This window comes from Janthinobacterium sp. PSPC1-1 (genome assembly GCF_049897625.1).
GTDB lineage: Bacteria > Pseudomonadota > Gammaproteobacteria > Burkholderiales > Burkholderiaceae_D > Janthinobacterium > Janthinobacterium tructae.
This window is the reverse complement of record NZ_JAFCWP010000002.1, coordinates 436,127-460,923: the sequence shown is the minus strand read 5'-3', so window position 1 is coordinate 460,923 and position 24,797 is coordinate 436,127. Positions and strand designations below refer to the sequence as shown.

17 protein-coding genes are annotated in these 24,797 nt (G+C 59.0%); 5 read left to right on the top strand and 12 right to left on the bottom strand.

The window, feature by feature from the left end; all coding sequences use genetic code 11:
• Window positions 1–242 precede the first annotated feature (242 nt).
• Entirely contained in the window at window positions 243–2,270 is a 2,028-nt protein-coding gene (locus tag ACP7EG_RS09595; RefSeq protein ID WP_426087437.1) for an aminotransferase class V-fold PLP-dependent enzyme, read from the bottom strand.
• A 153-nt stretch (window positions 2,271–2,423) separates the two neighbouring features.
• Here ACP7EG_RS09595 and ACP7EG_RS09590 point away from each other — a divergent pair, with 153 nt between their 5' ends.
• Both ACP7EG_RS09590 and ACP7EG_RS09585 read left to right on the top strand, forming a co-directional pair.
• On the top strand, window positions 2,424–2,921 hold the full coding sequence (locus tag ACP7EG_RS09590) for an Lrp/AsnC family transcriptional regulator (RefSeq protein WP_426087436.1): 498 nt from the start codon (window positions 2,424–2,426) through the stop codon (window positions 2,919–2,921).
• A 196-nt stretch (window positions 2,922–3,117) separates the two neighbouring features.
• Entirely contained in the window at window positions 3,118–5,025 is a 1,908-nt protein-coding gene (locus ACP7EG_RS09585; RefSeq protein ID WP_426087435.1) for a methyl-accepting chemotaxis protein, read from the top strand.
• Here the strand turns inward: ACP7EG_RS09585 and ACP7EG_RS09580 are convergent.
• Complete coding sequence (locus tag ACP7EG_RS09580) at window positions 4,988–5,488, bottom strand: thioredoxin family protein (RefSeq protein ID WP_426087434.1); 501 nt, start codon at window positions 5,486–5,488, stop codon at window positions 4,988–4,990. The genes ACP7EG_RS09585 and ACP7EG_RS09580 overlap by 38 nt on opposite strands.
• Window positions 5,489–5,781: 293 nt before the next feature.
• Between ACP7EG_RS09580 and ACP7EG_RS09575 the strand changes: the two genes are divergently transcribed.
• The 3 genes from ACP7EG_RS09575 (at window position 5,782) to ACP7EG_RS09565 (ending at window position 9,982) form a co-directional block, all read left to right on the top strand.
• The gene (locus tag ACP7EG_RS09575; RefSeq protein ID WP_426087433.1) at window positions 5,782–6,948 is read left to right on the top strand and encodes an HPP family protein; all 1,167 of its coding nucleotides are present in this window, start codon (window positions 5,782–5,784) and stop codon (window positions 6,946–6,948) included.
• Window positions 6,945–8,042, top strand: a complete 1,098-nt coding sequence (locus ACP7EG_RS09570; RefSeq protein ID WP_426087432.1) for a M48 family metallopeptidase — start codon at window positions 6,945–6,947, stop codon at window positions 8,040–8,042. Before ACP7EG_RS09575 ends, ACP7EG_RS09570 begins: the two co-directional genes overlap by 4 nt.
• A gap of 128 nt (window positions 8,043–8,170) precedes the next feature.
• The gene (locus ACP7EG_RS09565) at window positions 8,171–9,982 is read left to right on the top strand and encodes a DUF885 domain-containing protein (RefSeq protein WP_426087431.1); all 1,812 of its coding nucleotides are present in this window, start codon (window positions 8,171–8,173) and stop codon (window positions 9,980–9,982) included.
• A 71-nt stretch (window positions 9,983–10,053) separates the two neighbouring features.
• Here the strand turns inward: ACP7EG_RS09565 and ACP7EG_RS09560 are convergent, their stop codons facing one another.
• From ACP7EG_RS09560 to secE, 10 genes are all read right to left on the bottom strand, one after another.
• The gene (locus ACP7EG_RS09560; protein ID WP_071079792.1) at window positions 10,054–10,893 is read right to left on the bottom strand and encodes an HDOD domain-containing protein; all 840 of its coding nucleotides are present in this window, start codon (window positions 10,891–10,893) and stop codon (window positions 10,054–10,056) included.
• Window positions 10,894–10,969: 76 nt separating this feature from the next.
• A complete protein-coding gene (locus tag ACP7EG_RS09555; RefSeq protein WP_096233374.1) occupies window positions 10,970–11,602 on the bottom strand; it encodes a transcriptional regulator in 633 nt (210 codons plus the stop codon).
• Between the two features lie 912 nt (window positions 11,603–12,514).
• Entirely contained in the window at window positions 12,515–16,756 is a 4,242-nt protein-coding gene (rpoC, locus tag ACP7EG_RS09550) for a DNA-directed RNA polymerase subunit beta' (protein ID WP_096233372.1), read from the bottom strand.
• Between the two features lie 109 nt (window positions 16,757–16,865).
• Window positions 16,866–20,972, bottom strand: a complete 4,107-nt coding sequence (gene rpoB, locus ACP7EG_RS09545; protein ID WP_282409781.1) for a DNA-directed RNA polymerase subunit beta — start codon at window positions 20,970–20,972, stop codon at window positions 16,866–16,868.
• A gap of 244 nt (window positions 20,973–21,216) precedes the next feature.
• Window positions 21,217–21,588 carry a 50S ribosomal protein L7/L12 gene (gene rplL, locus ACP7EG_RS09540; RefSeq protein WP_010394320.1) on the bottom strand — a complete coding sequence of 124 codons (372 nt, stop codon included), beginning with the start codon at window positions 21,586–21,588 and terminating at the stop codon, window positions 21,217–21,219.
• A gap of 67 nt (window positions 21,589–21,655) precedes the next feature.
• Window positions 21,656–22,198 carry a 50S ribosomal protein L10 gene (gene rplJ, locus ACP7EG_RS09535; protein WP_029496119.1) on the bottom strand — a complete coding sequence of 181 codons (543 nt, stop codon included), beginning with the start codon at window positions 22,196–22,198 and terminating at the stop codon, window positions 21,656–21,658.
• 319 nt (window positions 22,199–22,517) lie between these two features.
• Window positions 22,518–23,213 (bottom strand): 50S ribosomal protein L1, encoded by a 696-nt coding sequence (gene rplA, locus ACP7EG_RS09530; protein WP_426087430.1) that lies wholly within the window; start codon window positions 23,211–23,213, stop codon window positions 22,518–22,520.
• Window positions 23,213–23,647, bottom strand: a complete 435-nt coding sequence (gene rplK / locus ACP7EG_RS09525; protein WP_010394312.1) for a 50S ribosomal protein L11 — start codon at window positions 23,645–23,647, stop codon at window positions 23,213–23,215. The genes rplA and rplK overlap by 1 nt, the downstream gene beginning before the upstream one ends.
• A 115-nt stretch (window positions 23,648–23,762) precedes the next feature.
• A complete protein-coding gene (gene nusG, locus ACP7EG_RS09520; protein ID WP_034753130.1) occupies window positions 23,763–24,389 on the bottom strand; it encodes a transcription termination/antitermination protein NusG in 627 nt (208 codons plus the stop codon).
• Entirely contained in the window at window positions 24,389–24,772 is a 384-nt protein-coding gene (gene secE / locus ACP7EG_RS09515; RefSeq protein ID WP_035823944.1) for a preprotein translocase subunit SecE, read from the bottom strand. Before secE ends, nusG begins: the two co-directional genes overlap by 1 nt.
• Window positions 24,773–24,797: the final 25 nt, after the last annotated feature.

Below are 24,797 nucleotides of genomic sequence, written 5' to 3'. Positions count from 1 at the left end.
CGCCGGAGCGTTGCGACGAATCTCAGGGTATAGGGAGATTTTCTGAACTTCATCGTAGGTGCGCCCTGCGGGCAAGACCGTGCGCTAGCGTACATACCCGAGGTTTTAGGGACGTGCAGGCAAAGAAATCAGCCCGTTCAGGGTGGAAAAATGCCGGGAGGAAACGAAGGGGAGAAAATAAACGGAGACACCGTGCCAATGATGGCACGGCGCAACATTCCCGAGGAGAAACTTCAGCCCCGTCAGGCCGCGATGGCCAGCGGGTGGCGCGTCGCTTCCGCCATCGCCATACCGCCGTTGAGTTGCCATGCCGCAGCATGGCCCAGGCGGCGCAGACAGGCGCTAGCGCGCGCGCTGCGGTTGCCGCTGCGGCAGAAAAAGACCAGCGGGCTTTGAGGCTGCTGCAGCCATGCAGCCACCTGCCCTGCCAGGCGACTCAGCGGTACGCTGTGCACGGCGCAGCCCTCGAACACAGTTCCGGCGCAGGCCGCGTGTTCATACGCTTCGCGCACGTCGACGAGGATGGCGTCGGGATGCTGGCGCAGAAAAGCGGGCAAGCTGGCCGCATCGAGCTGCAGTTCGCTCGCAGGGGCTGCGTCTTCGCGTGCGGCGCGCACGGTGCAGCAGATGCTGCCATCGTCGCGTGCGCCGCACAGCACGGTGTCCGGCGTCAGCAGCGCCGCATCCAGCAAGGGCCTCAGCGCCTCGGGCGCCAGGGTGCCGATGAAGGCGAAGCGCTGCCCCAGCAAATACACATGGTTTTCGCCACACTCGATGCGGCGCAAACGCTGCTGGCCCAGTGCCAGCTCACCGTCGATATCGATGCGGCCCACCTGTTCGATAGCGAGTTCCTGCAGCAAGGCCAGGCGCGCCACGCCATGGTCGGCGGGCGCCGTCGTGTGCACGATGGCGCGCAAGGCCAGGTGCTGGCAACGGATGAAGGCAGCCAGGCGCGGCACGAGCGCGGCGGCGGGATCGATGACGACGCAACTGGCGCTGGCAGCGTCGCTGAGCAGCCAGGTGCACTGGCCATCGACGCTCAGCTGGATTATGCCGTCCTGCGGCGATGGCGTCAGCGCCGACGGCATCAGACAACTGCTGCGCAGCGCTTCGCCGCAGCGCTCGATGCGCGCGCAGGCGGCCGCTATCGTCGCCGCATCGATCAGCGGGCCGAACGACAAACGGATGGCCGAGCTGGCGCGCCATTGCGGCACGTGCATCGCTTCGAGCACATAACTGGGCAGGGCCTTGGCGGCGGAACAGGCGCTGCCCGAGCTGACGCGCACGCGCGCCGCGTCGAACAGGTCCAGCAGCTCTTTCGAGGACAGGCCCGGCACGGAAAAATTGAGCGTCGTCGACAAGGACAGGTCGAACGGCATATTGAAAACGATGCCGGGGAAAGCCTGTTCCAGGCTGGCCACCAGCTGCGCGCGGAAAGCCGCCAGTTCCGCATGGCTGCGGAAGGTCTTGCCATCGTCCAGCGCGGCCAGCACGGCACCCAGGGCGGCGATGCCGGCCATGTTCTCCGTGCCCGAGCGCAGGCCCGCTTCCTGGCCGCCGCCCATCATCAACGGTGTAAATGGCGCGCCGGCGCGCACATACAGCATGCCGATGCCCTTCGGTGCATACAGCTTGTGGCCGGAGAACGGCGCATAATCGATGCGCGTGGCGGCCAGGTTCAGTTTCAGCTTGCCCAGCGCCTGCACGCAATCGACCATCCAGTAGGCGTCCGCACCACGCTCCTGCAGCAGTTGCGCGATGGCGGACAAATCGCTGATGACGCCCGTTTCATTATTCGCCGCCATCGTGCACAGCATGGCCGCGTCGCCGATCAGCGCATCGAGTGCCTGCAGATCATGGCGCCCGTGTGCATCGACGGGCAGCTTGCGCACTTCCAGGTTCAGGCCCAATAAACGGTTCCAGTGCGCCAGGCTTTCCGGCACGGCCTTGTGCTCGGTCGCGCCATACAGCAGCAGGCTGCCGATGTGCTTGCCCGCAGCGCGCCGTTCGCGCAGCGCGCACAGGGCCGACAGCACGGCCGTCTGGATGCCTTCAGTGGCGCCGCTATTGAACATCAGTCGGCCGTCGCCCACGCCAAGCAGGCCGCTGGCGCGCTGGCGTACGCCATCCATCATGGCCTTGGCCTGCAATCCCGTGGCATGGGTGCTGCTGGGATTGCCATAGCCCTGCTCCATCGCTTGTCTGGCCGCGGCAACGGCGGCGGGCAACACGCAAGTGGTGGCATTGCTGTCGAGGTAGATTTCTTTCATGATGGCAGTCTGAGTATTCTCTAAAAAGGGTGCAGCGCAAGTAGCTGGAACGTATGGATAGTTTACCGGCACGCTGCCGTGAAGATATGCCAAAAGACACTGCAACTACGCTACTATGCAGCATGTTCATGCTATAAAAATCTGAATAGTAAAATGAATTCACCAAACACCTCGCTCGACAAATTCGACTGCGCCATCCTCGCCGCCCTGCAGCAGGATGGCACCCTGTCGATCGCCGCTCTCAGCGAGAAGATCGGCTTGACCAGCACGCCCTGCTGGAAACGCGTCAAGCGCCTGGAGGAAGAGGGCTATATCGAGAGTCGCGTGGCCATCGTCAACCGGCAAAAAGTGGGCTTGCCCGTGACCGTCTTCGTCAGCGTGCGCACGGGACAGCACGATGAAAAATGGCTGCGCCGCTTCGCCGCCGCCGTCATCGTCTTGCCCGAGGTACAGGAATTTCACCGCATGAGCGGTGACATCGACTACCTGCTGAAAGTCGTCACCACCGACATCAAGGGTTATGACACCTTCTATAAAAAGCTCATCAAGGCCGTACAGCTGACGGGCGTGTCGTCCGCCTTTTCCATGGAACAAATCAAATGCAGCACGGAATTGCCGCTGGAATTGATCGCCCACGGCTTGCCTGCCTGAACGTTTTTCCACCCCGCGCAGGTGGACATGAAAAGCACGCATGTTAACGGCTTGCGCTTGTTACCATAAAGCAACACAACACATTAAATACGGCATACCTCCGCTATATCCCTGTTATCCGTCGCTATACTGCGCACTTGTCCGTCCCCTTCTGGCAACCTCTGCCGGTCGCGCGGGCCCATTCCCAGGGTCTTCCATGCATCTGCTTCGCCATCTCTCCATCCAGAAAAAACTGATGTTCAGCATGGGCTTATGCCTGCTGCTTTTCATGGGAATTTCATCCTTCCTCAGCGTGCGCATGAGCAGCGACTATGTGCGCGAGCGCGTCGTCGGCCAGGAACTGCCAGCCCAGGTGGGCGAAATCCGCAATGATGTGCTGCGCCAGATCAACCAACCGCTATCGGTCGTGCAAACGATGGCCAATGATGTCTTTTTGCAAGACTGGGAAGACGCGGACCTGGCGGACAGCGGCTTGCCGACCTTCCAGCGCTACGCGAAGATGCTCAAGGAAAAAAACAAGGCAGCCGTCGTCAGCTGGAGTTCGCAAACTGCGTCCAGGTACATGACCGATGCGGGCCTGATCCGCACACTGGACAAGCAACAGGCAGCCGATCATTGGTTCTTCAGCATGCTCGACGAAAACAAACAGTACGCGATCAATCTGGACCGCGATCCAGCCTCGGGCAGTTTCATGCTGTTCCTGAATGCGCGGGGCCAGACGGCCGGTGGCAAGGCCGTCATTGCAGGCATGGGCTTGAGCGTCGACGCCATGGCCGACACCATCCGCAGCTACAAGGTCGGCCAGACGGGCCATGTCTACCTGGTACGCGCCGACGGCAACCTGCTGATCCACCGCGATCCGGCCCTGGCCGACGGCAAGCATCAGTTGCAGGACTTGCCCGGCTTTACTGCAGCATTGAGCAAGACTCTGCTGACCGGCAACAAATACACCTTTGCCAGTTATGCGGCGCCGGCCGGCAAGCAGCTCGTCGCCGCGTCCTTCGTGCCGGAATTGAATCTGTATGTGATGGCCGAAGTGCCGGAAGCGGAAGTGCTGGGCAATGTCACGCGGTCGGCCCTGATCGCCGCCCTGATCGCCGGGCTGGTCGGTGGCGGCATCGCCCTGTGCATCATTTATGTCATCAGCCGCGCCATCGCCGCCCCCGTCGCGCGCGCAGCGGACATGCTCAGCGAGATCGCCAGCGGGAACGGCGACCTCAGCCGCCGCATGCCCGTCGAGTCGGAAGACGAGGTTGGCGCACTGGCTGCCGCCTTCAACCGTTTCGTCGCATCGCTGAACGTAACGATACGCGAAGTTCGCGACAGTACCGGGGCGATTGCCAGCGCATCGAGCCAGATCGCGTCGGGCAACCTGGACCTGTCGGCACGCACGGAAACCCAGGCATCGAGCCTGGAAGAGACGGCGGCAGCCATGGAAGAACTGACATCGACCGTGAAACAGAACGCGGACAACGCGCGCCAGGCGAACCAACTGGTGGTATCGGCTTCAAGCCACGCCGTCAAGGGTGGCGAAGTGGTCGGACAAGTCGTGCAGACGATGGGCGAGATTACAGAAAGTTCGCGCAAGATCGCCGACATTATCGGCGTGATCGACGGCATTGCCTTTCAAACCAACATCCTCGCCCTGAACGCGGCGGTCGAGGCGGCGCGCGCGGGCGAACAGGGCCGCGGCTTTGCCGTAGTGGCGACAGAAGTGCGCAACCTGGCGCAACGTTCGGCAGCGGCGGCCAAGGAAATCAAGGACTTGATCGTCGACTCGGGCAGCAAGGTGGAAGCGGGCAGCAAGCTGGTCGACTCGGCCGGCGCCACCATGCAGGACATCGTCGTGTCGGTCCAGAGGGTCGCCGACCTGATGGGAGAAATCGCTTCAGCCAGCCAGGAGCAAAGCCAGGGCATCGCGCAAGTCAATGCCACCGTCACGCAAATGGATGACGCGACCCAGCAAAACGCGGCTCTGGTGGAAGAAGCAGCAGCGGCAGCCCAATCCTTGCAAGATCAGGCCGGCCGGCTGGCGCAGGTGGTCAGCGTCTTCAAGCTGGAAGAAATTACATCGCCGGTGCTTTCACGCTCGCCGCTTGCTTGAAGAAATCATAAATGCCGCTTTCACTCATGCGGCGCGCATTCGCCAATTCGCCGCCCTTGGTGGCGTACAGCACTTGGTTGTTGTCGCTCGATACCAGCACGGCAGCCGGGATGCCTTTCTTGAGCGGATTGCCATAGGTTTGCGCCACGTCCAGGTTATGGTCGAAGTTGCCCACGTCGACCTTGACGACCTTGAACTGCTGCTGCATCAACTCGGCGTTCTTGCCTTCCTTCAATGCCTTGTCGAGCGCGCGGCAATCCTCGCACCAGTTGGCGCCAAAGATCAGCAAGACAGGCACGTGCGCCGCCTTGGCCTCGGCCAGCGCGCGCGCCACGTCTGCCTTGGCGTCGGCCGCCGCGTTGTAAGGCAAATGCGGCGTGGCGACCGGGTTGGCCGGTGTCGGCGCGGCGGCAATGGCGGTGCCGGCAAGCAGCAAGCTGGCAAGAAGAATGGAAAGGCGCATGCGGGACTCCTGAAAGAAATCGTGAGGCCAGCTGGACAGCTGCCAGCGGGCGTGATTGTCTAGAATATGCCTGCTTGTGGGAAATATCCACCATTTAATTGCACTGTGCTTATGCGGAAAACGTATAAGCGGCACCAAAAGAGCCTACCATCATCGCGGTCTCCTGGAACTTGCTGGAGCAACACGGCTTGCAAGCGGTCTGCGCCGGGGATTGCTGCCCCCGGCAGCGAAATGCAACGCATGGGATAATCTCGGGCTCACACTGAGCAACGCGGCCCGAACGCGCCCTCCCCATGACGACTTCTTTCCTGGCACGCTGGCTGCCGCAACCGAACAACGGCAGCCGCCGCGAACAAGCGCGCGCTTGCGCGGGCGCCATCTGCGGCTTGCTGCTGACTGGTCTCATCTGCCATTTCCTGCTGGCCCCCGACAGCGCCAGCGTCTACCTGATCGCGCCCATGGGCGCCTCGGCCGTGCTGCTGTTCTGCCTGCCAGCGAGCCCGCTGGCGCAACCGTGGTCGGTGGTCGGCGGCAATGTCGTCTCCGGCCTGGTCGGCATGGCCTGCGTCAAATGGTTAGGATCTGGCGTGGGCGTGGCGGCGCTGGCCGCCTGCCTGGCCATCAGCGCCATGTTTGCCCTGCGCTGTTTGCATCCGCCCGGCGGCGCCGTGGCGCTCACCACCGTCGTCGGCGGTGCCAGCGTGCATGCGGCCGGCTTTGAATTCGTCTTCATCACCGTGCTGTTCAATTCCGCCGTGCTGGTCGCTTGCGCCGTGCTGTACAACAACCTGACGGGACGCCGCTACCCGCACATCCAGCAACTGGTCGCGCCGCATCCGCACGCCACCAGGGATGACGTGCCCAGCAACCGCCTGGGCTTTTCGCCGGATGACCTCGATGCGGTCTTGCGCCAGCACAGCGAAGTGCTCGACATCAGCCGCGACGATTTGCAAGCCATCTTCCTGCAAACGGAAATGCGCGCCTACCAACGCCGCTTCGGCGTCGTCACCTGCACCGACATCATGTCGAAAGATGTGCTCAGCGTGGAATTCGGCACCCCGCTCGATGTGGCCTGGCGCACCATGCGCGAGCACGACGTGGGCGCCTTGCCCGTGTTAAACCGGGCACGCCGCGTCATCGGCATCATCACGCAGACGGATTTCCTGCGCCATGGCGGCCTCGACGATTATCAGGGCATGCGCCAGCGCCTGCGCGGCTTGCTGCAGCGCAGCGGGCTTTCCCACAGCGACAAGCCCGAGGTGGTAGGCCAGCTGATGACGCCGTCGCCGCACACGGCCCGCCTGGGCACGCCCATCATCGACCTCGTGCCCTTGATGGCCGACGCCGGCTATCACCATATTCCCATCCTCGACGATGACGAGCGCCTGGCCGGCATCATCAGCCAGTCCGACCTGATGGCGGCCTTATATGCAAGCCGCTTTGCCGAGGCGGCCGCATGACGCCATTCCAGGCACTGCTGACCGGCCCCGAGGGCGGCGCCCCCGGCACACCCGTCAGCGCGCATTTTTTCGGCAGGCAGCTGGCCATCGACGCGCCCGGCCATAACGTGGATGTGACGCAGCTGGTCGTCAGCGTGGGCGGTATCGATGGGCCGGAACTGTTCCTGAACTGGCTCGACGCACAAGGACGGCAAGCCTCGCTCAAGCCGCTGACAGCGAGCGACATCGCCATCGTCTTGCGCGAAGCGCCACCCGCGCTGCAGCCGCAACTGCAGCGCCTGTGGAGCGAGCGCCAGCGCAACCGACGGCAAGTGTCGGGCTGGCTGGCTGGCTTGACGGGCGCGACCATTGTCGCTGCCGCCCTGCTGTGGTGGCAGGGTAGCCATGCCATCGGCGCGCTGGCGGGTTGGATCCCCTTGTCGACGGAAAAGCAGCTGGGTGAACTGGCTCTGGCGCAAGTGCGCGCGCAGGGCGGCATCAGCGAGCACGGCGTGGCGCAGCAAACGCTGCAGGAGATCGGCCGCAAGCTGACAGCGGGGTCGCGCTACCAGTACCGCTGGCTGGTCAAGCAGGATGACACGGTCAACGCGTTTGCCATGCCGGGCGGCATCATCGTCGTGCATACGGGCTTACTGCGCCAGGCGGGCGATCCGGGCGAGCTGGCCGGCGTGCTCGCGCATGAAGTACAGCATGTGGAACAGCGCCATTCGCTGCGGCAAATGATCAGCAGCCTGGGCTGGGGCGCCCTGGTGGGCCTGACCATCGGCGACATCAGCGCCGTGGCCGCCATGCTGGCGCACCAGGCCGGCACCCTGTATTTCAGCCGCGACATGGAAGAGGAAGCGGACCGTCTGGGTTTGCTCGCCTTGCAACGCGCACAGATCCGTCCCGACGGCATGCTGCGCTTTTTTCAGAAGCTCGATGACAAGGACAAGGCCAGTGTGCCGGGATGGATTTCCTCGCACCCGCAGACGGCGGCGCGCGCGCAACAAATCCGAAGCCTGGTCGCCGCCACGCCCTGCCCCGCCTGCGTGCCATTGCACAGCAGCGGCTGGCAGCAGATGAAAGCGGCCCTCCCGCCTACGGCAAAATAGCAACATTCCCCTCATACAATTTATCCAACCGTGCTGGGCAATGGCGTATGCTTACGCCCCGGCGGCCCCCGGCCACCCCGACCTCGCTACGCCTCCGTTCATTCCCCTCCTTACAAAGGACATCGCGCATGAAGCATCGTTTTGCCGCCGGCACCCTCGGCACCCTGGCCATCTCCCTGTTGCTCGCCTACGCGCCCATGGCGCAAGCAGTCCAGCCCATTGCCAAAAGCGTGGCCGTCAGTGCGCCGAAAGCCAAGCAGCAGTTGCAAGTGCTGGCCGACCAGTACTACGATGCGCAGGCCCGTTTCGAGCCGATCAACGCCACCGAAAGCGGCGACAACCGTTTTGACGACCAGCTCGGTTCAGCCATCGTGCCTGCCGCGCGCGCAAAACAGTTCGCCCTGTACCGCCAGTACCAGAAGACCCTGCGCAGCATTGCCCGCGCGCAGCTGTCGCACCAGGACCAGATCAACTACGATATCCTCGACTATGAACTGGCGACGGCGCTGAGCTTCGAGCGCTTCCCCGAATACCTGCTGCCGTTGAACCAGATGGACAGCATGCCCGTCACCCTGGCCAATTATGCGGGCGGCGAGGCATCGCAACCGCTGACCACGGTCAAGGAGTATGACGCTTACCTGAGCCGTATCGGCCAGTTGCCGGGCTGGATAGACCAGGCCATCGCCAACATGAAAGTCGGCATGCAAAAGGGCATCGTGCTGCCGAAGGCGCTGACGGAGTCGGCCCTGCCGCAATTCAAAAAGCTCGTCAGCGCCACGCCGCAGGACAGCGTCTATTACACGCCCATCAAGAACTTGCCGGCCAGCTTTTCCGAGGCCGACAAGGCGCGCCTGACGCAAACCTACACCGTCATCATCGCGGCCAAGCTGATGCCTGCGCTGCAGCGCCTGTCCACCTTCATGGAGCGCGATTACCTGCCGGCCGGCCGCACGAGCAGCGGCTGGAGCGCCCTGCCCGATGGCGCTGCCTGGTACCAGGCGCGCGTGGCCGGCAGCACCACCACGGATTTGAAACCGGAGCAGATCCACGCCATCGGCTTGAAGGAAGTGGCGCGCATCCAGGAACAATACGCGATCGTGGGACCGAAGATGGGCTACACCGGCCCGGCCGCCGGCTTGCCCGTGTGGGTCTCGGAACAGGCAAAATACCGCCCGTTCAAGACGGAGCAGGAAGTACTCGACGTCTACCGCAAGTTGAACGTGCTGCTCGACAGCAAATTGCCCGCCCTGTTCACCCTGGTGCCGAAAGCGCCGCTGGACTTGCGCCTGGAACCTGAACTGAGCCGCGACACGGCCGCCGACCACTACACGGCGCCTGCCGCCGACGGTTCGCGCCCCGGCGTATTCTGGTCCGTCGTCACCGATCCGAAACTGTATGGCGACACGGGCATGACCACCTTGTTCCTGCACGAAGGCAAGCCTGGCCACCATTTCCATCTGGCGCTGGTACAAGAGATGGACTTGCCGAACTTCCGCCGTTTCGGCGGCAACAATGCCTTCACGGAAGGCTGGGCCCTGTATGCGGAAACCCTGGGCAAGGAAATGGGCCTGTTCGACGACCCGACCCAGTACTTCGGCCACTTGAACGACGAGATGCTGCGCGCCGTGCGCCTGGTGGTCGACACGGGCTTGCACACCAAGGGCTGGACGCGCGAGCAAACCATCAAGTACATGCGCGATACCCTCGGCTATGACGCCGTGGCGAAAAGCGAAACGGAACGCTACATGGCGTGGCCGGGACAGGCGCTGGGCTACAAGATCGGCTCGCTGAAGATCGTCGAACTGCGCCAGCGCGCGCAAGCTGCCTTGGGCGACAAGTTCAGTCTGCCGAAATTCCATGAAGTCGTGCTCAGCGACGGTACCTTGCCTTTGAAACTGCTGGAAGCCAAGGTCGACCGGTGGATCGCGCAGCAGAAGTGAAGCGCAAGGCCTGAAGGCAAAACGGCAGCACCTCGATGGCGCTGCCGTTTTTTCGCCGCTGGCGTTTTCAGTTACACCAGCAACGCCGCGCTCATCGAGCGTACTTCCTCGTTTGACTCGGCCAGGATGCTTTGCAGGGTTTCGTTGTCGATAATGAAATCGATGACGGAATCGGAAGGCGTGAGCATTTCCACGTACGTCACCTGCAACGGCGACGGCACGGGCGACAGTTGCTTGGCCAACAATAAAGTATCGAGCAGGGAATCGGGAGGAATGGACAGCAATCCATCGCGCAAGCCTTCGATGGCGTCGCTCACGGCCAGCGGTATCAGCAGCTTCTTCATGACTTCGCGGGAAATGATTTCTTCGGCGGACTCCATCCAGTGATCCGCATCGTCGTCGAGCAGGCCAGGAAATTCATCGGCACGCGACAACAAGTAAAAACCACCCACCTCATGCACGATGCCGGCGAATAGCGCCGTGTCCGCATCGACGTGCGTCACGCGGCGGGCCAGCACGTGCGCCAGCGCCGCCACGTGGGCAGTGTGCTCCCACAGCTGTGTCGCCTTCTGGCGCAGCACGGGGTCGATGATCTTGCTGCCGAACTGGCGCACCACCATGGCCGCCACCAGCGCATACAGATTGCGGTAACCCATGCGCATGACGGCAGCGCGCACGCTGGTGACGGGCGCCGCATCGCCACGGCTGTACACGGCCGAATTGGCCAAGGCCACCGTGCGCGCCGCCAGCAAGGGTTCGGCCAATACCAGTTTGATGGCATGATCGATATGGCAGTCCGGTTCGGCCAGAGCCAATTGCAATTGCAGAGCTGAATTAACACTCGTGGGAAACGTTAATTCGCCGCGCACTGCCTGGGAAACAATTAAACCGAAAGCCTGTAGTTTATTCATCATACGATCAATCCGCCTCAGAGTTTTTTCTAGCTAATAATTTCATGCAGCAGAAATTGAATGCCAGTCCCGGCCTTTAGAATACAGATGGCAAGTCATTCACTTGCAAGGAAGCGTCTGGTAATGCCAGCGCCTGCAATAGCGATTCATCGCCGATGACAAACAACTTCGGCTGCTGTAATACCTGCAGCAGAAATGGCTGACCTTCGCGCAGACGCCGGCGATAATCGGCCAGCGTATATAAGTTGGGATTGATTTTACGCCTTAAGGTTCGCTCGGCCGGGGCCAATCCTGTCAACAGATCGCCATAATTGGCGTCCTCGCCCACCAGCAGCAAGTCGATGGCGCTACCGGGCATATCCTGTCCCTTCGCTGTGGCACCAGACACGAAGGCCAGGTGCAACTGGGCACGCAAGGGCGCCAGGGTCGCGCTGAGCACGCCAACGATGCCGAAGGTTTTCTGCACCAGTCCGCTCAGCTCGGGATACACGAGACTTTCCTTGTTGGGCCAGAAGCGCCGCACATTGCCAATCCGCTCCGAAGTGATGAGGCCGGAATCATGCAGGCGGCGCAGTTCGCGCTGCGCCGATGCGCTGCCCAGGCCCGTCAAACGCATGATCTCGTTCAAGTGAAAGCCTTCATTCACGCGGACAAAGAGCAAGCCCAGCAGTTTCTGCTGGGCGGGAGTAAACAGGGCTTGGGCAATCATGCGCCAAATCTTAGCATGAATAAACTGGAAACTGGCGTGGTGAGGACAATAGTACGTGATAGCACCACGACGCGGTGCTACGCGACCAGCAGCAGTTGGACGAATACATGCGGGAGACGTAGCGCTTGCCCAACTGCGGGTAGCCAGCCATCAGTCATCCTTGTGAGCGCTCACTTCCGATCCGTTGACACCAAGCGCATCACCTGGGTTTACCCATCAATTCAAACATTCCCATGCGATAGTAACTCGGCCTTATTGATTCACAAACCAAACGGGATAATTTCGGCATATAGCTTTGATTCCAATCCCATCCATGAATAACAGTGCGACTTTCATTACATCGTGCATTTTCCACTTACCCGTACAGCAAATATTTCAATTCACCGTGTATAAATAACGTTTTTCAATAGTGATAATCCGGGATATAAATGGGTCAGCATGATTTTCGCATTCCCCGCTATTCGTGCGCATGCTTCGGATAAGCGCACAGGCATAAAAAAACGGCACCCGAAGGTGCCGTTCTTGTCAGCTGACAGCGTAGATTACGCTTCGTCGCCGTGGTGTTGCTGGCTTTCGATAGCTAAGTAGGTCGCAATAAATTATTGTGATTTCTGACTTCTATAACCGGCGCTCTGCGGTGTTGCCCGCTGCTAGCAGTGCTCGCACTGCGTCGCAGCTGGCGCCTTGCAGAGCATCCGGTTCTGTTCGTCATAACTTCACAATAATTTCCCACGACCTACTTAGCAAATCTTCGGTGGCTTCACTGGCCAGGGCGGCCTTATCGACCGGCAGCGGGGCTTGAGACTCCTCCACTTCCCACGCTGCCTTCTCCTTGCGTGTGCGGTGGAAATGCGCCGTACGGACAAAAAAACGGCACCCGAAGGTGCCGTTCTTGTCAGCTAGAAGCGTAGATTACGCTTCGTCGCCGTGGTGTTGCTGGCTTTCGATATCCTGCAACGCTTCGGCAGCTTCGCCGGCCATCGAGGCTTTCTCGGCCAGCAGCAGTGCTTGACGCTCTTCCACTTCCCACGCTTCTTTTTCTTTGCGTGCGCGGTGGAAGGCCAGGCCCGTACCGCCAGGAATCAGGCGGCCGACGATGACGTTCTCTTTCAGGCCGCGCAAACCATCGCGCTTGCCCATGATCGCCGCTTCCGTCAGCACGCGGGTGGTTTCCTGGAACGATGCGGCCGAGATGAACGAATCGGTCGACAGCGAAGCCTTGGTAATACCCAACAGAACGTTTTCGTAGGTCGCAGGAATTTTGTTTCCGGCTTCCATCAGGTCGTTCTGATCCAGCAGTTCCGAACGCTCAACCTGCTCGCCAACGATGTAGTTGGTGTCGCCAGCATTGACGATCTGTACGCGGCGCAGCATCTGACGCACGATCACTTCGATGTGCTTGTCATTGATCTTCACGCCTTGCAGACGGTACACGTCTTGCACTTCGTCGACGATGTAACGTGCCAGCGCTTCGATACCCAGCAGGCGCAGGATGTCTTGCGGATCGGCTGGGCCGTCCACGATCATCTCGCCCTTGTTCACGACCTGGCCGTCATGCACCAGCACTTGTTTGTCCTTGGTGATCAAGAACTCATGCTTGTTGCCGTCCATGTCCGTGATTTCCAGACGCTGCTTGCCCTTGGTTTCTTTACCGAACGCAACCGTACCCGTGACTTCCGCCAGCATACCGGCATCTTTCGGCGAGCGCGCTTCGAACAGTTCCGCAACGCGTGGCAGACCACCGGTAATATCGCGCGTTTTTTGCGATTCGGTAGGAATACGTGCCAGCACTTCACCAACCGATACCTGTTGACCGTCCTTGACCATGATCAGCGCGCCGACCTGGAAGCCGATCGCCACCGAGTGTTCGGTGCCGGCGATCTTGACTTCTTCGTTCGCCTCGTTGATCAACTTGACTTGCGGACGCAACGTTTTCGTCAACGAACCGCGACGTTTCGCATCGATCGCCACCAGGGTGGACAGACCGGTCACTTCGTCGACCTGACGGGCTACGGTGACGCCTTCTTCGACGTTCTCGAAACGCACTTGACCGGCGTATTCGGTAATGATCGGACGGGTCAGCGGATCCCACGTTGCCAGGGCCGTACCGGCCTTGATGACCAGGCCGTCCTTGACGATCAGGGTCGCGCCGTACGGCACTTTATGACGCTCACGCTCACGGCCGTGGTCGTCGGTGATCAGCACTTCGCCGGAACGGGAAATGACGATTTGCGCGCCCTTGCCGTTCGTCACGTAACGCATGGTTGCCGTGAAGCGGATGGTACCGTTCGACTTGGCTTCCACCGACGATGCCACTGCCGCACGCGATGCCGCACCACCAATGTGGAACGTACGCATGGTCAGCTGGGTACCCGGCTCACCAATCGACTGCGCTGCCACCACACCGACGGCTTCGCCGGCGTTGACCAGCATGCCGCGGCCCAGGTCGCGGCCATAGCACTTGGCGCACAGGCCGAAGCGCGTGTCGCAAGTCAATGGCGTACGCACCTTGACTTCATCGATGGACAGACGCTCGATCTCTTCGACCATGTCTTCGTCCAGCAACGAACCGGCTTCGTACAGCGTTTCCTGGGTTTCAGGATTGACGACATCGTGCACGGTAACACGGCCGAGGATACGGTCGCGCAGCGCTTCGATGACTTCACCACCTTCGACCAGCGCCTTCATCAGCGCGCCGTTCATGGTGCCGCAATCGTCCTCGATCACCACCAAGTCTTGCGTCACGTCAACCAGACGACGCGTCAGGTAACCGGAGTTCGCCGTTTTCAGCGCCGTATCGGCCAGACCTTTACGCGCACCGTGGGTCGAAATGAAGTACTGCAAAACGTTCAGACCTTCGCGGAAGTTCGCGGTAATCGGCGTTTCGATAATCGAGCCATCCGGTTTGGCCATCAGACCACGCATACCGGCCAACTGACGAATCTGGGCTGCGGAACCGCGCGCGCCGGAGTCGGCCATCATGTAAATGGCGTTGAACGATTCTTGCGTCGACTTGGTGCCGTCGCGGCGGATCACGTCTTCGACTTTGAGCTGGTCCATCATGGCCTTGCCGACTTCATCCGAGGTTTTGCCCCAGATATCGACTACCTTGTTGTAACGCTCGCCGGCGGTCACGAGACCCGAGGCGTATTGCTGTTCGATCTGCTTGACTTCCGATTCGGCCGCCGCGATCAGGGTGACTTTTTGCGGCGGTACCAGCATGTCGTCGACGCAGATCGAGATACCGGCGCGTGTCGCCAGGCGGAAACCCGATTGCATCAGTTTGTCTGCGAACACCACGGTGGCGCGCAGGCCGCACTTGCGGAACGACGTGTTGATCAGCTTGGAAATTTCTTTCTTTTTCAGCGCGCGGTTCAGAACGGAGAACGGCAAGCCTTTAGGCAGAATTTCCGACAGGATCGCACGGCCGATCGTCGTTTCGTAGCGGGTGATCGTTTTCTCGAATTCGCCCGTTTCGGCGTTTTTCGGGTATTCGGTAATACGCACGGTCACGCGGGTCGTCAGTTCGACTTCCTTGTTGTCGTAGGCGCGGATCACTTCCGAGACGTCAGGGAACATCATCCCTTCGTTCTTCGCATTGATCGCTTCGCGCGTCGCGTAGTACAGACCCAGCACGATATCCTGCGACGGCACGATCGACGGTTCGCCGTTCGATGGGAACAGGATGTTGTTCGATGCCAGCATCAGGGTGCGTGCTTCCATCTGCGCTTCGATCGACAGAGGAACGTGGACCGCCATTTGGTCACCGTCAAAGTCGGCGTTGAATGCGGCGCAGACGAGTGGGTGCAACTGGATGGCCTTGCCTTCAATCAGGACTGGCTCGAAAGCCTGGATACCCAGACGGTGCAGCGTCGGTGCGCGGTTCAACATGATCGGATGTTCGCGAATCACGTCTTCCAGGATGTCCCACACGACCGGCTCTTGAATCTCGACCAGCTTTTTCGCCGCCTTGATCGTGGTCGCCAGACCCATCAGTTCCAGTTTATTGAAAATGAATGGTTTGAACAGTTCCAGCGCCATCAGTTTCGGCAAGCCGCACTGATGCAGCTTCAATTGCGGGCCGACGACGATGACCGAACGACCGGAGTAATCGACGCGTTTGCCCAGCAAGTTTTGACGGAAACGGCCGCCCTTGCCCTTGATCATCTCTGCCAGGGATTTCAGCGGACGCTTGTTGGCGCCGGTCATCGCTTTACCGCGACGGCCGTTGTCCAGCAGCGAATCGACCGCTTCTTGCAGCATGCGCTTTTCGTTGCGCGTGATGATCTCTGGAGCGCGCAGCTCCATCAGGCGTTTCAGACGGTTGTTACGGTTGATGACGCGGCGATACAGATCGTTCAGATCCGAGGTCGCGAAACGGCCACCATCCAGTGGTACCAGCGGACGCAGTTCCGGCGGCAACACCGGCAGCACTTCCATGATCATCCAGTCAGGCTTGATGCCCGAACGCTGGAACGCTTCCAGCACTTTCAGGCGCTTGGCGTATTTCTTGATCTTGGCTTCGGATTTCGATTCCTTCAGTTCCACGCGCAGGGTTTCGGCATCGCGGTGGATGTCGATCGAGCGCAGCAGTTCACGGATACCTTCGGCGCCCATGAAGGCGGTGAAGTCGTCGCCGTACTCTTCGTACTTGGCGGCGTAGTCGTCTTCCGACATGATCTGGCACTTCTTCAGCGGGGTCATGCCTGGATCGGTCACGACGTATGCTTCAAAGTACAGCACGCGTTCGATGTCCCGCAGGGTCATGTCCAGGACCATACCCAGACGCGACGGCAGCGACTTCAGGAACCAGATGTGCGCGGTTGGCGAGGCCAGCTCGATGTGGCCCATGCGCTCGCGGCGCACCTTGGCCAGCGTGACTTCGACGCCGCACTTTTCGCAGATCACGCCGCGGTGTTTCAGGCGCTTGTACTTGCCGCACAGGCATTCGTAATCCTTGATCGGGCCAAAGATCTTGGCGCAGAACAGGCCATCGCGCTCAGGCTTGAAGGTACGGTAGTTGATGGTTTCCGGCTTTTTGACTTCGCCGTAGGACCACGAACGGATTTTCTCAGGCGAAGCGAGACCGATCTTGATTGCATCGAAGGTCTCGTTGGTCTGTACTTGCTTGAATAGATCGAGCAGTGCTTTCATGTATCACTCCAGAGGTGATTAAATTTCTATATTCCTGAGACTACATTGCCCGGCGTGGTTTCCCAGCCGGGCTTTGTGTTTCCCAAACCAAATGACAGGTGGCTGTCTTTTAGTTGCGTTCGAGGTCGATATCGATACCCAGCGAACGGATTTCCTTGACCAGCACGTTGAACGATTCCGGCATGCCGGCGTCGATCACGTGGTCGCCCTTGACCAGGTTCTCGTACACTTTGGTACGGCCATTCACGTCATCGGACTTGACGGTCAACATCTCTTGCAAGACATACGACGCGCCATACGCTTCCAGTGCCCAGACTTCCATCTCACCGAAACGCTGACCACCGAACTGGGCTTTACCACCCAGCGGCTGTTGCGTCACCAACGAGTAAGGACCGGTCGAACGCGCATGCATCTTGTCATCGACCAAGTGATGCAGTTTCAGCATGTGCATGACGCCGACAGTGACCTTGCGTTCGAAGGCTTCACCGGTGCGACCGTCATACATGGTCACCTGGTTCTTCGACGGGGTCATGCCCAGGTTCTTGGCGATGTCGTCCGGATACGCCAGGTCCAGCATGCGGCGGATCTCTTCTTCGTTCGCGCCGTCAAACACTGGCGTGGCGAATGGCACACCTTTTTTCAGATTCTCGGCCAGTTTCATGATCTCTTCATCATCAAACTTGTCCAGATCTTCCGCGCGGCCATTGTCGTTGTAGATCGTCGTCAGATACTTGCGCATTTGCTCGACCTTGGTTTGCGCCTTCAGCATTTCGCCGATGCGGATACCCAGACCCTTGGCAGCCCAGCCCAAGTGAGTCTCGAGAATCTGACCAACGTTCATCCGTGAAGGAACACCCAGCGGGTTCAGCACAACGTCGGCTGGCGTGCCGTCGGCCATGTATGGCATGTCTTCCACAGGAACAATACGGGAAACCACACCCTTGTTACCGTGGCGACCTGCCATCTTGTCGCCCGACTGCAGGCGGCGTTTCACGGCCAGGTACACCTTGACCATTTTTTGCACGCCTGGTTGCAGCTCATCGCCTTGCGTCAGTTTCTTGCGCTTCTCTTCGAAGGCCAGATCGAACTGGTGACGCTTCTCGTTGATCGATTCCTTGATCGCTTCCAGCGCTACCGCTGCATCGTCGTCCGCAGGGCGGATGTCGAACCAGTGGTATTTGTCCAGATCGGCCAGGTAATCCTTGGTGATCTTGGCGCCTTTGGCCAGCTTTTTAGGGCCGCCGTTGACAACTTTGCCGATCAGCATTTTTTCCAGACGCTGGAAGGCATCGCCTTCCACGATACGCATCTGATCGTTCAGATCCAGACGGAAGCGTTTCAGTTCGTCATCGATAATTTGCTGAGCGCGCTTGTCGCGCACGATGCCTTCACGCGTGAAGACTTGCACGTCGATCACGGTACCGATCATGCCCGAAGGCACGCGCAGCGACGTATCTTTTACGTCCGAAGCTTTTTCGCCGAAAATCGCGCGCAGCAACTTCTCTTCCGGGGTCAGCTGGGTTTCGCCTTTCGGTGTCACTTTACCGACCAGGGTATCGCCGGCCTGGACTTCAGCACCGATGTAGACGATACCGGACTCATCCAGACGTGCCAGCTGATTTTCAGCCAGGTTCGAGATGTCGCGCGTAATTTCTTCCGCGCCCAGTTTCGTGTCACGGGCAACCACCGACAACTCTTCGATGTGAATCGAGGTGTAGCGGTCGTCCTTGACGACGTTTTCCGAGATCAGGATCGAATCTTCGAAGTTCAGACCATTCCATGGCATGAAAGCCACGGTCATGTTCTGGCCCAGTGCCAATTCACCCAGGTCGGTCGATGCGCCATCGGCGATCACGTCGCGCTTGGCAACACGGTCGCCCACTTGCACGATAGGACGCTGGTTGATGTTGGTGTTCTGGTTCGAACGGGTGTACTTGATCAGGTTGTAGATGTCGACGCCCACTTCACCAGCGGTGGCTTCGTCATCGTTGACGCGAATCACGACACGGCCCGCATCGATGTAATCGACGATACCGCCACGCAAGGCTTGCACGGTGGTGCCCGAGTCGACCGCAACGGTGCGTTCGATACCGGTACCGACCAGCGCTTTTTCAGGACGCAAGCAAGGCACAGCCTGGCGTTGCATGTTGGCGCCCATCAATGCACGGTTTGCATCATCGTGTTCGAGGAACGGAATCAGCGAGGCAGCGACGGAAACGATCTGGCCTGGCGCCACGTCCATGTACTGGATGCGCTCCGGGGAGACCAGGATGGTTTCGCCGGCTTCACGGGCCGAGACCAGTTCATCGGACAGCGTACCTTCATCGCTGATGGTCGCATTCGCCTGAGCGATGATGTAGCGGCCTTCTTCGATGGCGGACAGGTAGTCGATCTGATCGGTAATCTTGGAACCTTCGACCTTGCGGTATGGGGTTTCCAGGAAGCCGTATTCATTCAGGCGGGCATACAGAGCCAGCGAGTTGATCAGACCAATGTTCGGACCTTCCGGTGTCTCGATCGGGCAGACGCGGCCGTAGTGGGTCGGATGCACGTCGCGCACTTCAAAGCCGGCGCGTTCGCGTGTCAGACCGCCGGGTCCCAGAGCCGATACACGGCGCTTGTGGGTAATTTCCGACAGAGGATTGGTTTGGTCCATGAACTGCGACAGCTGGGACGAACCGAAGAACTCGCGAATCGCAGCCGAAATCGGCTTCGAGTTGATCAGGTCGTGCGGCATCAGGTTGTCCGCTTCGGCTTGGCCGAGGCGTTCCTTGACGGCGCGTTCAACACGCACCAGGCCGGCGCGGAATTGATTCTCGGCCAGTTCGCCCACGCAACGTACGCGACGGTTACCCAGGTGATCGATATCGTCGACTTCGCCGCGGCCATTGCGCAGTTCCACCAGGATCTTGATCACGGCCAGCACGTCTTCGTTCGACAGGGTCATGGCGCCGGTCAGTTCATCGCGGCCAATGCGGCGATTGAACTTCATGCGGCCCACGGCCGACAGGTCGTAGCGGTCCGAGTTGTAGAACAGACCATTGAACAGCGCTTCAACGGAGTCTTCCGTTGGCGGTTCGCCTGGACGCATCATGCGGTAGATCGCCACTTTCGCAGCCATCTGATCGGCGGTGTCGTCGATACGCAGGGTTTGCGAAATGTAGGCGCCTTGATCCAGGTCGTTGGTGTACAAGGTCTGGATTTCGGAAATGCTGGCGTCGCGCAGGCGACCCAGCAGATCTTCCGTCAGCTCATCGTTCGCGGAGGCGACGACTTCACCGGTGTCGCCATCGACGATGTTCTTCGCCAATACGCGGCCCAGCAGGTAATCTTCCGGTACCGAAATGTGCTTGATGCCGGCAGCTTCGATATCACGCACGTGCTTGGCGTTGATACGCTTGTCTTTCAGCACCAGGGTCTTGCCCGACTTGTCGACGATGTCAAAGCGCGCCACTTCGCCGCGCAGACGTTCGGCGACGAATTCCATTTCCGCGCCTTCGGAGCGCAGGTTGAAATTGTCGAAGACAAAGAAATTGGCCAGGATTTGCTCATGCGACATGCCGATGGCTTTGAGCAGGATCGTCACTGGCATCTTGCGGCGGCGGTCGACGCGGAAGAACAGGATGTCTTTCGGGTCGAACTCGAAGTCCAGCCACGAGCCGCGGTAAGGAATGATACGCGCGGAGAACAGCAGTTTACCGGACGAGTGAGTCTTGCCGCGGTCGTGCTCGAAGAACACGCCAGGCGAACGGTGCAGCTGGGAAACGATAACCCGCTCCGTGCCGTTGATCACGAACGAACCGGTGGTCGTCATGAGCGGCAATTCGCCCATGTAGACTTCCTGTTCCTTCATCTCTTTGACGACAGGCTTGGTTGGCGATTCCTTGTCCAGGATCACCAGGCGCACTTTCGCGCGCAGCGGCGACGCGAACGTCAGGCCACGTTGTTGACATTCTTTGACGTCGAAGGCAGGATCACCCAGGACGTACGACAAGAATTCGAGACGCGCAAAACCATTGTGCGACACGATAGGGAAAATCGAAGTGAAAGCCGACTGCAGGCCATCATTCTTGCGGCCGGACGGTGCTATGTCCTCTTGCAAGAAGCTATGATAAGACTCGAGCTGGGTCGCCAGCAGGAACGGAACGTGGTGAACGTTGGCGCGCTTCGCGAATGATTTGCGAATGCGTTTCTTCTCAGTAAATGAGTAGTGCATGGACACTCCGTGAGTGACAGAAAGGATAGAAAATTCAGGTTTTGCAAGTGTTCGTTTGCACCGCTGCGTGTGACACAGACGAAACCTCAAGGCTCTGCTTTCCGGCTTGAATCGAATAAAAACTGCTGCTACAACTACATGACAAATACGATGCAGACGACAAAGGAGCCAAAGTCGGATTTCCCCCCTTGCGAGGGGAAACCTCAGACTTTGACTCGGGCGCTAACTGCCGCCGGTACAGATATTACTTGATCGAAGCGGTTGCGCCGGCTTCTACCAGTTTCTTCTGTGCTGCTTCAGCGTCAGCTTTCGACACTGCTTCTTTCACAGTTTTTGGTGCGCCATCGACCAGGTCTTTAGCTTCTTTCAAGCCCAGGCCGGTGATTTCGCGAACTGCTTTAATGACGCCAACTTTGTTTGCGCCGAAGCTGTCCAGGATGACGTTGAATTCGGTTTGTTCTTCAGCAGCTGCTGCTGGGCCTGCTGCAGGACCGGCCGAAGCCATCGCTGCTGCGGACACGCCGAATTTTTCTTCGAATGCTTTAACCAGGTCGTTCAGGTCCATTACGGACATGGCGCTAACTGCTTCCAGGATATCGTCTTTGCTAATTGCCATTTTGAAACTCCTAAATTTATTACGTTAGTTACATCAGATTGGTACTGAGAGAAAAAAGCGCGCGCAATTAAGCGGCTGCTGGGGCTTCTTCTGCTGCTGCTTCTTCTGCAGGAGCTTCGGCGCCTTCGCCTTTTTTCGCTGCCAGGGCAGCCAGACCACGTGCAAAGCCCGAAACCGGAGCCAGCATAACGCCCAACAACTGCGAAATGAGGACTTCACGGCTAGGAATGCTCGCCAACGCGGTGACAGCAGCTGTATCCAGCGGCTTGCCTGCGTAGTTACCTGCTTTGATGACCAGTTTGTCGTTGGTTTTAGCGAAGTCAGCGATGACTTTAGCTGCTGCAACGGCATCGGCCGAGATCGAGTAGATCAACGGGCCGGTCATGGCATCTGCCAGGCTGGCGAATGCGGTACCTTCAACGGAGCGACGAGCCAGAGTGTTTTTCAACACACGCAGGTACACGCCTTGGGCACGCGCTTTAGCACGCAGTTGCGTCAAGTGACCAACCTGGATGCCACGATATTCGGCCACGACGATCGTTTGCGCATTTGCTACTTGTGCGGAAACTTCGGCGACGACGGCCTTTTTGTCATTCAGATTGAGACTCACGGTCAACCTCCTTAAATGATGTTCGGCAATCACAACCGAGTGGTTGAGCGCCTTGCATCGGTTCGAACACGGCGTCCGAAGTCAAGAAGTACTAAACTGAGCGGATGGATTCACGCAGCATGAGGACTACAAAACTTGTTCGGGTACACCATCTGCGTTGGGCACTTGCCGTTGCCGGCAAGCCTATTAACCTTCTGCATGTGCGATCGCAGTCGGCCCAACGGTCTTTGATTGTCTGCCTGCCTGGTGCGAACACCGGGCAGACAGCCCAAAGATGCGCCCGCAGCGCCCGAAGGCGCCACAGGACTTGATTCTTTACTTAAGCTGCCAGGCTAGCCTGGTCAACACGGACGCCAGCGCCCATGGTCGACGACAGCGAAACTTTGCGCAGGTACACGCCTTTGCTCGATGCTGGCTTGGCTTTGTTCAGTGCGTCGATCAGTGCGACCAGATTCGATTTCAGATCTGCGTCAGCGAACGATTTACGGCCGATGGTAGCGTGGATGATACCGGACTTGTCGGTACGGTACTGAACTTGACCGGCTTTCGCGTTTTTCACGGCGGTAGCGACGTCAGGAGTAACAGTGCCAACTTTCGGGTTAGGCATCATGCCGCGTGGGCCCAGGATCTGACCCAGGGTACCAACGATACGCATGGTATCTGGCGAAGCGATAACGATATCGAAAGGCATGTCGCCGGCTTTGATACGCTCAGCCAGGTCTTCCATACCAACGATGTCGGCGCCAGCTGCTTTAGCGGCTTCTGCTTTTTCGCCCGACGCGAAGACTGCCACGCGTACGGTTTTGCCGGTACCAGCTGGCAGCACGACGGAGCCGCGCACCACTTGGTCGGATTTCTTAGGATCAACACCCAGTTGTACCGATACGTCGATCGATTCATTGAACTTGGCCGTTGCGCATTCTTTGATCAGAACGACAGCGTTGTCGAAAGCGTACACTTTGGTACGGTCGACTTTGGCTTTCAAAGCCTTGATACGTTTGGATAACTTAGCCATTATACAACACCTTCCACCGTGATACCAATCGAACGAGCGGAACCAGCGATGGTGCGTACAGCAGCATCCATGTCGGCAGCGGTCAGATCAGGGGTTTTCAATTTAGCGATTTCTTCAGCTTGTGCGCGGGTCAGCGTACCGACTTTGTCGGTATGTGGCTTCGGCGAACCTTTGGTGATCGCAGCAGCTTTTTTGATCAGGTAGGTTGCTGGAGGCGTCTTCATCACGAACGTGAAGGACTTGTCCGCAAACGCGGTGATCACGACTGGAATCGGCATGCCTGCTTCCAGACCTTGGGTCTGTGCATTGAAGGCTTTGCAGAATTCCATGATGTTCAGACCACGTTGACCCAGAGCTGGACCGATTGGTGGGGATGGGTTTGCTTTACCAGCTGGTACTTGCAGCTTGATAAAACCAATGATTTTCTTTGCCATGATGGCTCCTATCTTGGATTGAGTAGTAGCGCCCCGCCGATCCTACCCTGGCGGGGCTCCTCTGACCGGATTTCACTGAGACTGCCGTGACGCTCCTGGTGGCGCTTGATAATACTTAAACTTTTTCGACCTGGCCGAATTCGAGTTCCACCGGAGTAGCGCGGCCGAAGATCGTGACCGAGACGCGCACTTTGGATTTCTCGTAATTGACTTCTTCGACATTGCCGTTGAAATCGGTGAACGGACCATCCTTGATGCGCACTTGCTCGCCCACCTCGTACAAGGTTTTTGGACGGGGCTTTTCAACACCTTCCTGCATCTGCTTCATGATGCCGTCGATTTCGCGCGCGGAGATCGGCGTCGGCTTGTTCGACTTGCCACCAATGAAACCGGTAACCTTGCTGGTGTTCTTCACCAAGTGCCAGCTCTCGTCCGTCATTTCCATTTCAACCAGCACATAGCCAGGATAGAAACGACGTTCGGTGACGGACTTCACACCATTCTTGACTTCGACAACTTCTTCGATCGGCACCAGGATCTGGCCGAACTGGTCTTGCATGCCCGCGCGCTCGATGCGCTCGGTCAGCGCGCGCATGACGCTTTTTTCCATGCCGGAATAAGCATGCACGACATACCAGCGCTTGCTGCTGACTGGCACGCTCAGCGCTGCACCAGTGTCCGCTACCGGAGCGTCGCCCGGAACGGACTCGTCCGCTGCTTCATCATGCACATTTTCGCTCATTATTTTTTCCAACCCAGAATTACGTCATACAACAAAAACTCGAGCAATTTATCCGTGCCCCACAGGAAAATCGCCATGACCAGCACAAAGGCAAACACGATCGCAGTAATCTGCGTGGCTTCTTTGCGGGTAGGCCAAACGACTTTCTTGGTTTCGCGCACAGCTTCTTTGGCGAAATTGAGAAATTCACGGCCGGTCGTCGAGATATACAAGAGTGCAACAGCAATAACCAAACCAGCCACAAGCGCGCTTGCACGCACCAGAGCTGGTTGGCCTGCCAGGTAATAAAACCCGACTACTCCTGCAATCGCAGCCACTATTGCCAGCGCGACTTTTATCTTGTCACTCGACGTGCTAACGGTTTGCACGGATTGATTTGACATTTTTCTACTTTCGGTGCCCTGCACC

Coding starts and splice junctions, on each gene's coding strand:
- ACP7EG_RS09580 (WP_426087434.1), bottom strand. CDS start 5,488: ATGCGCCTTTCCATTCTTCTTGCCAGCTTGCTGCTTGCCGGCACCGCC.
- ACP7EG_RS09565 (WP_426087431.1), top strand. CDS start 8,171: ATGAAGCATCGTTTTGCCGCCGGCACCCTCGGCACCCTGGCCATCTCC.
- secE (WP_035823944.1), bottom strand. CDS start 24,772: ATGTCAAATCAATCCGTGCAAACCGTTAGCACGTCGAGTGACAAGATA.
- ACP7EG_RS09585 (WP_426087435.1), top strand. CDS start 3,118: ATGCATCTGCTTCGCCATCTCTCCATCCAGAAAAAACTGATGTTCAGC.
- rplK (WP_010394312.1), bottom strand. CDS start 23,647: ATGGCAAAGAAAATCATTGGTTTTATCAAGCTGCAAGTACCAGCTGGT.
- rplL (WP_010394320.1), bottom strand. CDS start 21,588: ATGGCAATTAGCAAAGACGATATCCTGGAAGCAGTTAGCGCCATGTCC.
- rplA (WP_426087430.1), bottom strand. CDS start 23,213: ATGGCTAAGTTATCCAAACGTATCAAGGCTTTGAAAGCCAAAGTCGAC.
- nusG (WP_034753130.1), bottom strand. CDS start 24,389: ATGAGCGAAAATGTGCATGATGAAGCAGCGGACGAGTCCGTTCCGGGC.
- ACP7EG_RS09570 (WP_426087432.1), top strand. CDS start 6,945: ATGACGCCATTCCAGGCACTGCTGACCGGCCCCGAGGGCGGCGCCCCC.
- ACP7EG_RS09555 (WP_096233374.1), bottom strand. CDS start 11,602: ATGATTGCCCAAGCCCTGTTTACTCCCGCCCAGCAGAAACTGCTGGGC.
- rpoC (WP_096233372.1), bottom strand. CDS start 16,756: ATGAAAGCACTGCTCGATCTATTCAAGCAAGTACAGACCAACGAGACC.
- ACP7EG_RS09575 (WP_426087433.1), top strand. CDS start 5,782: ATGACGACTTCTTTCCTGGCACGCTGGCTGCCGCAACCGAACAACGGC.
- ACP7EG_RS09590 (WP_426087436.1), top strand. CDS start 2,424: ATGAATTCACCAAACACCTCGCTCGACAAATTCGACTGCGCCATCCTC.
- ACP7EG_RS09595 (WP_426087437.1), bottom strand. CDS start 2,270: ATGAAAGAAATCTACCTCGACAGCAATGCCACCACTTGCGTGTTGCCC.
- rpoB (WP_282409781.1), bottom strand. CDS start 20,972: ATGCACTACTCATTTACTGAGAAGAAACGCATTCGCAAATCATTCGCG.
- ACP7EG_RS09560 (WP_071079792.1), bottom strand. CDS start 10,893: ATGAATAAACTACAGGCTTTCGGTTTAATTGTTTCCCAGGCAGTGCGC.